Origin of the sequence: Peribacillus faecalis (genome assembly GCF_014712675.1) — a bacterium.
Taxonomy (GTDB): domain Bacteria; phylum Bacillota; class Bacilli; order Bacillales; family DSM-1321; genus Bacillus_AD; species Bacillus_AD faecalis.
On record NZ_JACXSI010000054.1, the window covers coordinates 1 to 13,851 of the forward strand.

General features: G+C 39.8%; 13 protein-coding genes, 2 tRNA genes, 1 rRNA gene, 1 other RNA gene and 1 other annotated feature. Of the genes, 13 read left to right on the forward strand and 4 right to left on the reverse strand.

Going from position 1 to position 13,851, the window contains the following annotated elements:
• Positions 1–498: 498 nt before the first annotated feature.
• Positions 499–1,479 carry a YaaC family protein gene (locus IEO70_RS16950; RefSeq protein WP_190999568.1) on the reverse strand — a complete coding sequence of 327 codons (981 nt, stop codon included), beginning with the start codon at positions 1,477–1,479 and terminating at the stop codon, positions 499–501.
• A 111-nt stretch (positions 1,480–1,590) separates the two neighbouring features.
• Here IEO70_RS16950 and guaB point away from each other — a divergent pair, with 111 nt between their 5' ends.
• The 5 genes from guaB to IEO70_RS16975 all read left to right on the forward strand — a co-directional run bounded on the left by guaB (position 1,591) and on the right by IEO70_RS16975 (position 6,742).
• Positions 1,591–3,057, forward strand: a complete 1,467-nt coding sequence (gene guaB, locus IEO70_RS16955; protein WP_190999569.1) for an IMP dehydrogenase — start codon at positions 1,591–1,593, stop codon at positions 3,055–3,057.
• 149 nt (positions 3,058–3,206) lie between these two features.
• Positions 3,207–4,535, forward strand: a complete 1,329-nt coding sequence (locus IEO70_RS16960; protein WP_190999570.1) for a D-alanyl-D-alanine carboxypeptidase family protein — start codon at positions 3,207–3,209, stop codon at positions 4,533–4,535.
• 151 nt (positions 4,536–4,686) lie between these two features.
• Positions 4,687–4,914: a binding site (T-box leader), on the forward strand.
• Between the two features lie 83 nt (positions 4,915–4,997).
• On the forward strand, positions 4,998–6,275 hold the full coding sequence (gene serS, locus IEO70_RS16965) for a serine--tRNA ligase (protein WP_190999571.1): 1,278 nt from the start codon (positions 4,998–5,000) through the stop codon (positions 6,273–6,275).
• 236 nt (positions 6,276–6,511) lie between these two features.
• Positions 6,512–6,604: transfer RNA gene (locus IEO70_RS16970), tRNA-Ser, on the forward strand.
• Between the two features lie 45 nt (positions 6,605–6,649).
• Positions 6,650–6,742 (forward strand) — tRNA-Ser (locus tag IEO70_RS16975).
• A 367-nt stretch (positions 6,743–7,109) separates the two neighbouring features.
• On the opposite strand, the gene IEO70_RS16980 is transcribed toward IEO70_RS16975, so the two are convergent.
• The 3 genes from IEO70_RS16980 to IEO70_RS16990 form a co-directional block, all read right to left on the reverse strand.
• Positions 7,110–7,778, reverse strand: a complete 669-nt coding sequence (locus IEO70_RS16980) for a deoxynucleoside kinase (RefSeq protein WP_190999572.1) — start codon at positions 7,776–7,778, stop codon at positions 7,110–7,112.
• Positions 7,775–8,416, reverse strand: coding sequence for a deoxynucleoside kinase (locus IEO70_RS16985; RefSeq protein ID WP_190999573.1), 642 nt, complete (start codon positions 8,414–8,416; stop codon positions 7,775–7,777). Before IEO70_RS16985 ends, IEO70_RS16980 begins: the two co-directional genes overlap by 4 nt.
• A gap of 102 nt (positions 8,417–8,518) precedes the next feature.
• The gene (locus tag IEO70_RS16990) at positions 8,519–9,061 is read right to left on the reverse strand and encodes an isochorismatase family cysteine hydrolase (protein ID WP_407949609.1); all 543 of its coding nucleotides are present in this window, start codon (positions 9,059–9,061) and stop codon (positions 8,519–8,521) included.
• 89 nt (positions 9,062–9,150) lie between these two features.
• Between IEO70_RS16990 and tadA the strand changes: the two genes are divergently transcribed.
• The 8 genes from tadA to IEO70_RS17030 all read left to right on the forward strand — a co-directional run.
• Positions 9,151–9,660, forward strand: coding sequence for a tRNA adenosine(34) deaminase TadA (gene tadA, locus IEO70_RS16995; protein ID WP_190999575.1), 510 nt, complete (start codon positions 9,151–9,153; stop codon positions 9,658–9,660).
• 92 nt (positions 9,661–9,752) lie between these two features.
• Positions 9,753–10,017, forward strand: an RNA gene (ffs, locus tag IEO70_RS17000) — signal recognition particle sRNA large type.
• A gap of 175 nt (positions 10,018–10,192) precedes the next feature.
• Positions 10,193–11,890, forward strand: coding sequence for a DNA polymerase III subunit gamma/tau (dnaX, locus tag IEO70_RS17005; RefSeq protein WP_190999576.1), 1,698 nt, complete (start codon positions 10,193–10,195; stop codon positions 11,888–11,890).
• Between the two features lie 17 nt (positions 11,891–11,907).
• The gene (locus IEO70_RS17010; RefSeq protein WP_190999577.1) at positions 11,908–12,228 is read left to right on the forward strand and encodes a YbaB/EbfC family nucleoid-associated protein; all 321 of its coding nucleotides are present in this window, start codon (positions 11,908–11,910) and stop codon (positions 12,226–12,228) included.
• Between the two features lie 12 nt (positions 12,229–12,240).
• Positions 12,241–12,837, forward strand: coding sequence for a recombination mediator RecR (recR, locus tag IEO70_RS17015; protein WP_190999578.1), 597 nt, complete (start codon positions 12,241–12,243; stop codon positions 12,835–12,837).
• 28 nt (positions 12,838–12,865) lie between these two features.
• Positions 12,866–13,084, forward strand: coding sequence for a YaaL family protein (locus IEO70_RS17020; protein ID WP_190999579.1), 219 nt, complete (start codon positions 12,866–12,868; stop codon positions 13,082–13,084).
• Between the two features lie 86 nt (positions 13,085–13,170).
• Entirely contained in the window at positions 13,171–13,434 is a 264-nt protein-coding gene (locus IEO70_RS17025) for a pro-sigmaK processing inhibitor BofA family protein (protein WP_190999580.1), read from the forward strand.
• A gap of 315 nt (positions 13,435–13,749) precedes the next feature.
• Positions 13,750–13,851: ribosomal RNA gene (locus tag IEO70_RS17030) — 16S ribosomal RNA — on the forward strand; the annotation flags it as partial.

Consider the following 13,851-nt stretch of genomic DNA (forward strand, 5'->3'; position numbering starts at 1 on the left):
ACTGAACCGAAGGTTTAGAGTTAAGAAGCTAACCTCTTAGGACTGAATACAAAATCAAAAACGCTCAAACCCGGTGAAGGAGAAGCAAGAAGGTCGAGGAAATGAGGGAGTGACGCCCGGAGCGTACGGTGTACGTGAGGACGGAACGAGTGAAATTGACGAAGAGATTTGAAGCCAGGATTCAATGGAAGTTGAGCTCACGTTCCAATAGTAACGGGATAGATGAGAAGAAGCTATCGGCTAAAGCCAACAATGTCCTGTGGCTCTGTGAGGGCACAGGACATTGTTGGAAGAGATAATAGTCAATTGGATCCCGCAGTTACTGATAGAACTCTCAAAAGCTGAATAGAGTGCTCGCTAATCTCTGTGCAGAGGACTCTCATGGACAAGGCATTAAACAGTCAAGCATATCCGAGGCAGTTTTTACAGTAATAAGGCATGCAGGCAGTCTTATAAAAGCTACCTGCTGCTAGTAAGAGTAGATATGATACTGAACGGTTAACCCATATACAATAACTCTCTATCGCTAAACAGCCATTCTTTAATGAGCAGTGGCCCTTTATAAAGAGTGACGTTAAGGAATCTTTTTATGAGTGGGTAATCTTCATTTGGCATGCTTGCAATGAGGTCCATCCACCACTCGGTTTCATAACGGGCAATCATGCTTAAATTATATAGAAGTAAATAATGAATAAGTATTTCATTTAACGAGAAGGGCAAGGAATCCATCTTTCCAATTAGCGCAAATTGATTATGCTCACTGTTGTAATGAAAAGGCTGATGATAATTCATCGACAAAGGCTTTTCAAGATGAAACAATAGCTGTTTCCCTTGTTCTTGGCATTTGAGTTTTAAGCCGTTTCGAGCAGTATTCAAATATGAGGCTAAACGGTCAGCTGTCATATGATAATTATCTAAACATTTATAATCAGTTATGTACTGATTATCATTCTGCTGCTGTAATTTGAAACAATTATTAACTAATAAAAACTGAAATTGTTCACTTAGTTCTGGTAAACAATAAAGCAAATGTTCCATTATTAATTTTTCATTTTCTAAGTGTTTCACGTGGAACATTTTGGAAGACATGTGTGCAAATAAGCCGTTTCGTTGAATTTTAACTTCATCCTTGAGAAACTGAAATTGCTGTTTTTTTCTCTTCCTAGTCGTCACACCATGGGCAAGTAATGTACTCGAGCTGGGGTAGTAAGGATCAATAGAAAGCAAACAAGCCTTTATAAGCTGGATATAACCATAAAAAAGCAGAACAGGCTGTATTTCAAAAGCTACTTTTACAGCTTCTTTGTAATAGGTTTCAGCGCTCTTTAAATAGTGAATAAATACCGGTGCATTTTCAAAGCTTTTTAATTTGCTGTCGGATATTGCTTCTTTAGTATAATAGCTGTATAAATACTTTTTCGTTGTTGAGGCAGAATAGAAAATGGATAAAGAGTCCCAAGTGTTAGTTGTAAAGTTCATATAATCTTCCTTTTAAATTATTTGAAAAATCAAACATTTTGCAACTTCCTTGACAGTATTTTAACCAATTGATAACCTACTAATAATATTTTCAACGGGAGGGCTCAAAAGATGTGGGAGAATAAGTTCGCTAAAGAAGGATTAACATTTGATGATGTATTGCTAATTCCGGCTAAATCTGAAGTATTACCGAAAGATGTAAGCATGTCTGTGAATTTGACAGATACAATTAAGCTTAACATACCAATTATTAGTGCTGGAATGGATACAGTAACAGAAGCCGAAATGGCAATTTCTATGGCACGCCAAGGCGGCATGGGGATTATTCACAAGAACATGACAATTGAACAGCAAGCTGAGCAAGTGGATAAAGTGAAACGTTCTGAAAGTGGTGTAATTACAGATCCATTCTTTTTGACACCGGAACATCAAGTGTTCGATGCCGAGCATTTAATGGGCAAATATAGAATTTCCGGAGTGCCTATTGTGAATAACAATGAGGAACAGAAATTAGTCGGCATTATCACAAATCGTGATTTGCGTTTCATCTCTGATTATTCCATTCGCATTTCTGATGTTATGACGAAAGAGGAATTAGTGACAGCTCCGGTTGGAACGACTTTAGAGCAAGCTGAAAAAATCTTACAGAAGTACAAAATCGAGAAACTTCCTCTAGTTGATCAGGACGGAGTATTAAAAGGCCTTATTACTATTAAGGATATTGAAAAAGTTATCGAGTTCCCTAACTCAGCGAAAGACAGTCAAGGAAGACTACTTGTTGGTGCAGCTGTCGGTGTAACGAAAGATACAATGCGCCGTGTTGAAGCGCTTGTTAAATCAAATGTGGATGCGATTGTAATCGATACAGCTCACGGCCATTCAGCGGGTGTTCTTAACACAGTGAAGGAAGTACGCCAAGCTTTCCCTAGACTGAATATCATAGCTGGTAACGTGGCAACTGCAGAGGCAACTAGAGCTTTATTTGAAGCCGGAGCTGATGTTGTTAAAGTTGGTATCGGACCGGGATCAATCTGTACAACTCGTGTTGTTGCGGGCGTAGGTGTTCCTCAAATTACAGCAATTTATGATTGTGCAACTGAAGCGCGTAAATACGGTAAGTGCATTATCGCTGATGGAGGCATTAAGTACTCAGGTGATATCGTTAAAGCATTGGCTGCCGGCGGACACGTTGTAATGCTGGGAAGCCTATTGGCTGGTGTTAGCGAAAGCCCGGGTGAAACAGAAATTTTCCAAGGAAGAAGATTCAAAGTATACCGTGGAATGGGTTCTGTGGCAGCAATGGAAAAAGGTTCAAAAGACCGCTACTTCCAAGAAGACAATAAAAAGTTCGTTCCAGAGGGTATTGAAGGCCGCCTACCATACAAAGGACCATTAGCTGACACTTTATATCAACTAACTGGTGGTATTCGCTCAGGAATGGGGTATTGTGGTACAGCTAACTTGCAAGAACTAAGAGAAAATGCGCAATTTGTCCGTATGACAGGTGCAGGTTTAAGAGAAAGTCACCCGCATGATGTACAAATTACAAAAGAAGCGCCGAACTACTCTTTAAGCTAAGGCTTACACCAGACAAAATTCTATTTAGAAAGCAGGCAGAGGTACTATCCTCTGTCTGTTTTTTTTATAGCGTTTATGCTAGAATGAATAGGATGTTCAAAAAAATAGAGATAAACAATATATATATATAAATAGCGGAGGTAAATAAGTTGAAAAAATTCAACCAGATCACATTAGTTTTTACGCTGCTGGTAACAGTCCTTTGTTCGCAGTTTGCGTGGAGCACGCAGCAAGCATCTGCTAATAGCGATGATATTCTCGACATTAGTGCAGAAGCAGCAATTTTATTAGATGCAGAGACAGGTAAGATTTTGTACGAAAAAAATGCTGATAAAGTCCTTGGCGTAGCAAGTATGTCTAAAATGATGACTGAGTACATCGTTCTGGAAGCTATCAATGAAGGAAAAATCAAGTGGGATCAAAATGTACAAATTAATGAGTATGTACATAATTTATCAAAAGCTCCCGGCCTTTCAAATGTCGGGTTAACTCAAGGTGAAAGTTATACAGTAAAAGAGCTGTATCAAGCAATGGCGATATTCTCTGGTAATGCAGCTACAGTTGCGTTAGCTGAACTTGTTTCCGGAAGCGAAAAGAATTTTGTTAAATTAATGAATGAAAAAGCTGCTGAACTTGGCATGAAGGACTATACTTTCGTCAATGCAAGCGGTTTGAACAATTCTAACTTATTAGGTGTTATTCCAGCGGGAAGCGAGACTGATGAAAATGTTATGTCAGCAAGAGATACAGCTATCCTTGCATACCGCTTGATTACAGACTTCCCGGAAGTTCTTGAAACATCAAGTAAACCGACATTGAAATTCAGAGACGGTGAAGAATATCCGAACTTTAACTGGATGCTTCCAGGTTTGATTTTTGAGTATAAAGGTGTTGACGGTTTAAAGACAGGATCTACAGATTTTGCTGGATACTGCTTCACTGCAACAGCTGAAAGAGATGGACAGCGTTATATCTCTGTGGTTATGAAATCTTCTACTAAAAATGAGCGTTTTACGGATACGCAAAAAATTCTGAACTACGCTTTTAGTAACTTCAGCAGTGAAGAACTTCTTAAGAAAAATTATGCACCTAAGAAATATGGCGAATTAGCTATTAACAAAGGTAAAGAGAAAACAGTTGCTTTAGAAACAAGTGAGGCACTTGACTTAGTTGTTAAAAAAGGAACTGAAGATAGCTACAAGCCTGTTGTTGTTATCAATGAAGATTTGCTGAACAAGGATGGCAAATTAGAAGCACCGATTAAAAAGGGTGATGTAATTGGCTATGTGACAGTCGAGTCATCAGAAGATCCATTTGGTTACCTTACTAACGATGGAGAAAAAGCAGCAAGTGTTGATTTGGTTGCTGCTGAAACTGTAGAGAAAGCGAACTGGTTCGTTCTTTCAATGAGAGCAATTGGCGGATTCTTCGGAGATGTTTGGGATACTGTTTCTTCAACAGTTAAAGGTTGGTTTTAATAAAGGATTTTGAAAGAGGACGGAATAATATTATTCCGTCCTTTTTTTTGGGGGTGTGTCCCATACCCCAAAAAGACAGGTGCTGTTTCTTATGTATAAAATGGTTGCATAATGGGATAATTTATAGTAAATTGAAAACAAATTCGATATGATGAAAGCATTGATGGGAAGTAGTAGCAGGAAGCTTATTTTAAAGAGAGCCGGTGGGTGGTGTGAACCGGCAATAAGGCCTTGTGAATCCATCCCTGAGTGGAGTATGGAACGCCATTTTCATGGTTAATAAATACTTTCGGCATATAAGCCGTTATGAATTAAAGTGAAAAGCAGTATTTGTCTGTTTTTAACTAGGGTGGCAACGCGGGTAACTCTCGTCCCTTCTTTGGGGACGGGAGTTTTTTGTTTCTGGAGCAACCATAGCACTTTATTAGCTTTCAAAAAGAGTAAATTAAAGGAGGAAATATAATGTTAGAACTTAAATTTTTACGTGACAACTTTGAAGAGATTAAACGCAAGCTAGAATATCGCGGTGAAGATTTAACGGATTTGGGTAAATTTGAAGAACTTGATAAGAGACGCCGTGAGCTTCTTATTGAAACAGAGAATTTAAAGAGCAAACGAAACGAAGTCTCTCAAAAGATTGCTGTTATGAAACGCGAGAAGCAAGATGCTGATCAATACATCGTCGAAATGCGTGAAGTGGGCGATAAAATTAAAGCGTTAGATGAGGAGTTGCGCGAAGTAGAAGAAAATCTAAATAAGTTATTACTTTCTATTCCGAACATTCCTCACGAAAGTGTTCCTCTTGGGGACAGCGAGGATGATAACGTTGTCGCAAGAACATGGGGAGAAGTTCCTGAATTTACGTTTGAACCGAAACCACACTGGGACATCGCTACTGATCTAAATATTGTTGATTTTGAAAGGGCTGCAAAAGTAACAGGCAGTCGCTTCGTATTCTATAAAGGCTTAGGCGCAAGGTTAGAGCGTGCATTAGCAAGCTTCATGCTTGATTTACACGTCGAGGAGCATGGTTATACAGAAGTTTTGCCTCCATACATGGTAAACCGCGCGAGCATGACAGGTACTGGTCAGCTTCCTAAGTTCGAAGAGGATGCATTCTTAATTGAAAGTGAAGATTACTTCTTAATTCCGACTGCTGAAGTGCCAGTGACAAATATGCACCGCGATGAAATTTTGAACGTGAATGATCTGCCGATTCGCTATGCTGCGTATAGTGCATGCTTCCGTTCTGAGGCTGGCTCTGCTGGACGCGATACAAGAGGTTTGATACGCCAACACCAATTCAATAAAGTCGAGCTTGTACAATTTGTTAAGCCTGAAGATTCTTATGAAACTTTAGAAAAACTGACAGGACATGCGGAAAAAGTACTTCAACTTCTAGGCTTGCCATACCGAGTTATGAGCATGTGCTCTGCTGATTTAGGTTTTACTGCAGCGAAGAAATACGATATTGAAGTATGGCTGCCAAGCTATGGCACGTACCGCGAGATTTCTTCTTGCAGTAATTTTGAAGGATTCCAGGCGCGAAGAGCAAATATTCGCTTCCGTCGCGACCCGAAAGGTAAACCAGAGCATGTACACACATTAAATGGTTCAGGGCTTGCAGTTGGCCGTACGGTATCAGCTATTTTAGAAAATTATCAGCAGGAAGATGGAAGTGTCATCATCCCTGAGGTATTGCGTCCATATATGGGCGGGAAAAGTGTTATCTCTAACTAATCGTTGAGATGAAAGAAAGCTGTCTCTTATTTTTAGAGACAGCTTTTACTTTAAAGAAATGCATTTGGCATACCAAAGGGATTATTCACTATTTTTCTATTCATAAAATGGGCGGGAAAGGGCAAGATATAGATGAGATTAGCACCTTTTTTATTATTCTAATACAATATATTAAAAAAGAGAAAATCTGCTTGACTCGCTTTGAACACCTATGTTATCTTATTAATTGTTGATACGGAGGTATACCCAAGTCCGGCTGAAGGGATCGGTCTTGAAAACCGACAGGGGTGTAAAAGCCCGCGGGGGTTCGAATCCCTCTACCTCCTCCATCTTTTTATTAAGATAATCAACAGTATTCATATGATTTTTAATACGGAGGTATACCCAAGTCCGGCTGAAGGGATCGGTCTTGAAAACCGACAGGGGTGTAAAAGCCCGCGGGGGTTCGAATCCCTCTACCTCCTCCATAATTTTTATTATGAATAACCCATAGCGCATAAATGGAGATTGAATTCGTTACATTACTTATGTAGCGAATTTTTTTATGTCAATAACACAAAAGAGCCTGCTCATTGAGCAGGCTCTTTTGTGTTCAAAGATAAGAAAGTATATATTTTTGAACTTAGATTGCTGTCTAACTTTACACCTGCCATGCTCGGAGGCCTGCAGGATGTAGGCCATATCGGAGAAGACATGCGGACGTGGCACCTTTAGCCGATGTTCATTACTTGCGGGCCGCTTCCGCTTTTTTGTTCCTGCATGTCTCCTTTTTCATCACGGTGAATCTAAGTGGTATACTATGATGAAAAAAAGGACCAGTGATGGTTTTTCTTATTATCGCTGAAAGTGCTTCGTTTGCTGAAGGTGATGTCCAATTCGTTCAATAATTGGTTCAATTGAATTCTCGTTTCCCATTAAGTCGTAATCATTAATGTTTAAACGCAATACCGGACAAGCGTTAAACTGATCAATCCATGTTTCGTATCGGCCGTGCATTTCTTCCCAATACGAAATTGGCGTTTGTTGTTCCATTGGACGCCCTCTTTCTTTAATGCGTGATAATACGTCATCAAGAGATCCTTCCAAATAAATCAACAAATCAGGATGTGGGAAATATGGCGTCATTACCATGGCATCAAATAGGCTTTTATAGTTTTCGTAATCGATTTGATCCATATTGCCTTTTTCATAATGCATTTTAGCGAAGATACCAGTATCCTCATAGATTGAACGGTCTTGAATGAAACCGCCGCCATATTCGAAAATTCTTTTCTGCTCTTTGAACCGTTCCGCTAAGAAGTATATTTGAAGATGGAAACTCCAGCGGGCAAAATCAGCATAGAACTTATCTAAGTATGGATTGGAGTCCACTTTTTCAAAAGATGTGCGGAAATTCAATGCATCGGCAAGTGCTGTTGTAATTGTCGATTTGCCAACCCCAACTGTTCCGGCTATCGTAATCACAGCGTTGTTTGGTATATTGTATTTTTCTCGAAGGTTCATTTTGCTTTTACTCCTTTTGGCAGGTGTTCTTGTATTTGATTAATAATTGCTTTAAGGTCGCTTTCGTTCTTGACGAAATCAAGCTCATCTCCGTTGAATTCGAGTACCTTCACATCCGGATGTTTCAACTGAAACTCTTTCATGAATAGATGATAATCTGTCAACAGTTGTTCTAAATATACCGGACTGATATTTTTCTCGATTTCACGTCCCCTTTTCTTAATTCGGGCCAATAGTGTATCTAAGCTTGCATGCAAGTATATAACCATATTCGGTACAGGCATGTCTTCAGTCAATATGTCATAAATATTCAAGTACTTCGCATACTGATTAGGCTGTAAGCTCCTTTGAGCAAAAATCAAGTTTTTGAAAATATGATAATCTGCTACGACGGGTTGATGATTAGAAAGAAAGTTCTTATTAATATCTTCCAACTGCTTATAGCGATTGCAGAGAAAGAACATTTCTGTTTGGAAGCTCCATTCATTTATATCTTCGTAAAATTTTCCGAGAAAAGGATTCTCATCGACTATTTCCCGTAAAATATTATATTGAAAATGCTCGGATATTTGCTTCGATAAAGTTGTTTTTCCTACTCCGATAGGACCCTCTACAGTGATGAAAGGTATATGCTTCATTGATTATTACGTCCTCCTGCTTCATTGAGGTTTTTTAGACTTCTGTTATTTTAACATACAGTCTTCCATCTGACAGAATAAAGTGCTAGAAAATATAGCTGATTATAATAGCAGTTTATGGCTTTCAGTCAAGTCAGCCTGCAATACATTTTGCATCATCATCAGTGCGTATTCATTATCTTGTTTACTGACAGAGGCAATACAGTCCTTTGGGCAATTGAGAGTATACTCTCGCATATAAGCATCATTTGCAGTGAATAAAACGCAAATATTGCCGGCGATGCCTGTCAGGATTAATTGATCAACGTTGAGATGGTATAGAAGAGTATTTAGTGCAGTGCCGAAGAACGCGGAGTGCTTTGGTTTGATTAGAAAATAATCGTCATCATCCGGCTGAATTTGCGAGAGAAAATGTCTCGTTTCATCTGTTGTGCAATGTGAAATAATCTTTTTGAAATCTGCCTGCCATAGATTATAATGGTCATTAATATAAATGATCGGGATTTGCTGTATCTTTGCGCGCTGCTTCAATTGTATGAGAGCGGGGAGAAAGGCGAGAGATTGTTCGAGCAGTCTCGTCCCGTGTTCAAATTGGAAGTGATTGATTATATCTATGATTAGTAAAGCCTTTTTGTTTTTTTGAATCATAATGACGGTCCTTTCAAAGAAGACATGTAGAGAATAGTTTGCTTTTTTAGTTGAATATTTAAACATAAATGTGAGGAGCTTATTAAATGAGTTCAGAAGATATATTATATATGAGGGCAGCCTTGGAGGAAGCGGAAAAAGCAGCAGAAAAGCAGGAGGTTCCAATTGGAGCGGTGCTAGTGCTGAACGGCGAAATTATTGCAAGGGCGCATAATTTACGAGAGACGGAGCAAAGTGCTGTTGCTCATGCAGAACTGATGGCAATAGAAGAAGCTTGCAAGAAACTAGGGACATGGCGTTTAGAGAATGCAACATTGTACGTTACATTGGAACCGTGCCCGATGTGTTCGGGAGCTATTATAATGTCAAGGGTGAAAAGAGTTGTATACGGGGCGTCCGATCCTAAAGGAGGCTGTGCGGGCACGTTTATGAATTTACTGGCAGATGAGAGATTTAATCACCAAAGTGAAGTGACGGCCGGTATCCTGGCTGAGGAGTGTGGAGAGATATTGAGTTCTTTTTTCAGAGAGCTGCGCAGAAGGAAGAAGGAAGAGAAGAAAAGTCGTGCTGAAGCTTCTGATGTAACCGGAGAGTGATTAAAGGAACAGCTTGCATTTTTCTAGGGAAATGAGTATACTATACTAAGCGTCGTCACAAACGATGCATTTAATAATCGGTATCAATTTTGCCGTACTAGGTGGGGAGGTAGCGGTGCCCTGAACTCGCAATCCGCTCTAGCGAGACTGAATTCCTTTTTGAGGTTAGTACGCTGTAGGGTCTGCCTTCTGTAAGTGGTGTTGACGTCTGGGTCCTGCGCAATGGAAATCCATGAACCATGTCAGGTCCGGAAGGAAGCAGCATTAAGTGGAAGCTTCCATGTGCCGCAGGGGTGCCTGGGCTGAGCTAACTGCAGGAGTAACGCTTATGGCGGCTAATCAAGGAAAGGTGTACGGCAGTTATTTTCTTATATATAAACAATCAGGATGTGATGTTCCAATGCGAATATCCATCCTTTTTTGTTATGTTTAAAAGTGCCGTTTCGCTTTTTATGTTTCTCTATTCTTTTTTTGTAAAAGGTATTTTAGATAAGGTATAATAAAAAATGATTAGGTAAAAGGAGGGCATACCTTGGGATATCAAGCATTATACAGAGTTTGGCGACCGCAGCAATTTTCCGATGTAATAGGACAAAAACATGTAACTACAACCTTGCAAAATGCGCTTTTGCAACAGAAAATTTCCCATGCCTATTTATTTTCAGGCCCTCGAGGTACAGGGAAAACAAGTGTTGCGAAAATATTGGCGAAGGCTGTAAACTGCGAACATTCGCCGACGTCGGAACCTTGCAATGAATGTGCGGCGTGCCGCGGCATAACTGACGGGTCTATTTCCGATGTAATTGAAATTGATGCGGCATCTAATAATGGTGTTGATGAAATACGAGATATACGAGATAAGGTCAAATATGTACCGAACGCAGTGCCGTACAAAGTATATATTATAGATGAGGTACATATGCTTTCGACTGGAGCTTTCAATGCGTTGCTGAAAACGCTTGAAGAGCCGCCAAAGCATGTTATATTCATATTGGCTACAACTGAGCCTCATAAAATTCCGCTGACGATCATCTCACGCTGCCAACGCTTTGACTTTAAACGAATAGGACCGGAAGATATTGTTGAAAGAATGAATATCATCATTTCTAATACGGGTAATGCCTGTGATGAGCAAGCGTTGCAGATTATTGCAAGAGCAGCAGAGGGCGGAATGCGGGATGCGCTCAGCTTGCTTGATCAGGCAATTTCATTCAGTACGAGTGATTTTGTCACAGTAGAAGATGCGCTGACAGTGACAGGGTCAGTTTCTCAAGTGTTCATGAGTGATTTAGTGCAGATGATCAATCAGAAAAATGTATCTAAAGTATTGGAATTATTAAAGGAACTGCTTTCTTTAGGGAAAGACCCAGTACGTTTAATAGAGGATCTAATATTATATTTCAGAGATATGCTGCTTTATCAAGTCTCGCCGGAGCTATCTGATTCATTTGAAAGAGTGATAATCGATGACTCTTTCCGCATGCTTTCACAAGAAATGACCCCTGAGCAAATATATGCTTTAATTGAAAACCTGAATAAGGCACAGCAGGAGATGAAGTGGACAAATCACCCGCGAATTTTCCTGGAAGTGATGTTAATCAAGTTGTGTCAAGGACAAAGCAGTGCAGTGGGCGAAGCCTCTGCTTCCGGTGCTGAAATTCAGCAACTTCAGAATCAAATCCATAAACTTGAACGCGAATTGCAGGCAATCAAAGCAAATGGTGTAGCGGTTCAAAGCGAGGCGGCACCGGCACCTGCAAAAACGAAACAGGTTAATAAAAAGTCATATAAAGTCCCGGTGGGCAAGGTACATCACATATTAAAGAATGCCACAAAACCGGATTTGCAGGCGGTGAAAGGGCATTGGGCAGAGTTGTTGTCTACATTGGCCAACCAGAACATGAAATCTGTGGCGGCTCTTCTGAATGATTCTGAGCCGGTAGCTGCTTCTGCTACGGCTTTTGTGGTAAAATTTAAGTACGAAATTCATTGTCAAATGACTATGGAAAACAGTCAATACACAGACTATATTGCAACTGTTATGGAAAGGCTAATCGGACGTCCCTTGGCAATAGAGGGTGTGCCGGAGCAGCAATGGAAAGAAATCCGAGAAAGTTTTTTATCAACCCAACAACCTGATGAGAATGATAATGAACCAAAACAGGAAGATCCGATTATTGCAGAAGCGAGAAAATTAGTAGGCGATGAATTATTAGAAATTAAAGATTAAAAATTGGAGGAAATAATATGCGTGGAATGGGCAATATGCAAAATATGATGAAACAAATGCAAAAAATGCAAAAGAAAATGGCGGAGGCTCAAGAAGAGCTGGGCGAAAAAAAAATTGAAGGTACTGCCGGCGGCGGGATGGTAACAGTTGCGGTTTCAGGACATAAAGAAGTACTTGAAGTGAAAATTAAACCGGAAGTTGTTGATCCGGATGATATCGAAATGCTTGAAGACTTAGTTTTAGCTGCTACAAATGATGCTTTGAAGAGAGCGGATGATTTAACTGCTCAAACAATGGGACAATTCACTAAAGGAATGAACCTTCCGGGAATGTTCTAAGAGGGGGATATTATGCACTATCCTGAACCAATATCAAAGTTAATTGATAGTTTTATGAAACTGCCGGGTATCGGTCCGAAAACGGCCGCTCGGCTAGCTTTTTTTGTATTAGGAATGAAAGAAGACACCGTGCTGGATTTTGCGAAGGCGCTTGTTAATGCGAAGCGTAATTTAACGTATTGCTCAGTATGCGGCCATATTACTGACCAGGATCCATGCATGATTTGTGAAGATCAAAGAAGGGATCGCGATGTAATCTGCGTTGTCCAGGACCCAAAAGATGTTATAGCAATGGAGAAAATGCGCGAGTATAACGGTTTATACCACGTACTGCACGGCAGCATCTCTCCGATGGATGGGATCGGGCCTGAAGATATTAACATTCCTGATTTGCTGAAACGCTTGCAAGATGACACAGTTCAGGAAGTAATTTTGGCAACGAACCCTAATATTGAAGGGGAAGCTACTGCAATGTATATTTCAAGGCTTTTGAAACCTTCTGGTATCAAGGTGACAAGAATTGCACATGGACTTCCGGTCGGCGGGGACTTAGAATATGCTGATGAAGTGACGCTTTCTAAAGCAATCGAAGGAAGACGCGAACTATAAGAAATATTAAGAGTGAGGTGCCGGCTCTATGTTTTTTCGACGTAAAGGATGGCTCCGCAAGGAATATGATGAAAGATTGCTGCAGGAGCTAGTGACTCTGAAGAAAGATTGGCTTGCGAAAAAGGCATTAATTGAAAGATGTGTAGATCCATCTTTGGAATTGACCTTAGAAGCTAAAATGGCTGAAGTGAAGTATTTTTCTCTATTTAAAGAAGCAAAAGTGCGACAAGTTAAAGTAAAACATTAAATAAAAACTCTCTTTGTGAAGGTTCTAAGGATGGAACCTAATTCATAGCTTGTACTATGAGTCTAATTCACGAGGGGAGTTTTTTTGTGGAACCATTTATTATTGTTTCGGTAATTGTCGCTTTCATTGTTTTATTATTGCTGACAGGTGCATCTTCAAAACCTTTGAAATTTATCGGCAGCTTATTTGCAAAAGTTGTTATCGGCGGTATGATGCTATTTTTATTGAATGCTTTTGGAAGCAGCTTTGGGCTGCATGTTCCAATCAATGCATTTACTGCAGGGGTAGCCGGAATATTAGGCATTCCAGGAGTGTTATCGCTAGCCGCTATTCAATATTGGATTATTTGATTAAACTCGGATTGAACGAGGGGGAGTTTACTTAAGATTTTTCTATTATATTTTTTTGTGAAAAAGTATTGACGGGTAGGCTTGTTCAGTGCTATATTATTAAAGTCGCTTCTGAGTGACGGAAAACAAAATAATTTTTTAAAAAAGTTATTGACAGCATCTAACGGAGATGTTAAGATATTAAAGTTGTCACTAACGACAACGGTTGTGTTCCTTGAAAACTAAACAAAACAAAAACGTCAACGTTAATTCTAATAAAACGTTTCGGCATTGATCGAAACAAAACTTTTTTATTTTATGAGCTTCATCAAACACTTTTTGGAGAGTTTGATCCTGGCTCAGGACGAACGCTGGCGGCGTGCCTAATACATGCAAGTCGAGCGGACAGATAAGGAGCTTGCTCCTTTGAAGTCAGCG

Bases quoted from the DNA above. Each gene is read 5' to 3' on its own strand.
- IEO70_RS16950 (WP_190999568.1), bottom strand. From the start codon at position 1,479: ATGAACTTTACAACTAACACTTGGGACTCTTTATCCATTTTCTATTCT.
- IEO70_RS17010 (WP_190999577.1), top strand. From the start codon at position 11,908: ATGCGTGGAATGGGCAATATGCAAAATATGATGAAACAAATGCAAAAA.
- guaB (WP_190999569.1), top strand. From the start codon at position 1,591: ATGTGGGAGAATAAGTTCGCTAAAGAAGGATTAACATTTGATGATGTA.
- IEO70_RS16985 (WP_190999573.1), bottom strand. From the start codon at position 8,416: ATGAAGCATATACCTTTCATCACTGTAGAGGGTCCTATCGGAGTAGGA.
- serS (WP_190999571.1), top strand. From the start codon at position 4,998: ATGTTAGAACTTAAATTTTTACGTGACAACTTTGAAGAGATTAAACGC.
- IEO70_RS16980 (WP_190999572.1), bottom strand. From the start codon at position 7,778: ATGAACCTTCGAGAAAAATACAATATACCAAACAACGCTGTGATTACG.
- recR (WP_190999578.1), top strand. From the start codon at position 12,241: ATGCACTATCCTGAACCAATATCAAAGTTAATTGATAGTTTTATGAAA.
- tadA (WP_190999575.1), top strand. From the start codon at position 9,151: ATGAGTTCAGAAGATATATTATATATGAGGGCAGCCTTGGAGGAAGCG.
- IEO70_RS17020 (WP_190999579.1), top strand. From the start codon at position 12,866: ATGTTTTTTCGACGTAAAGGATGGCTCCGCAAGGAATATGATGAAAGA.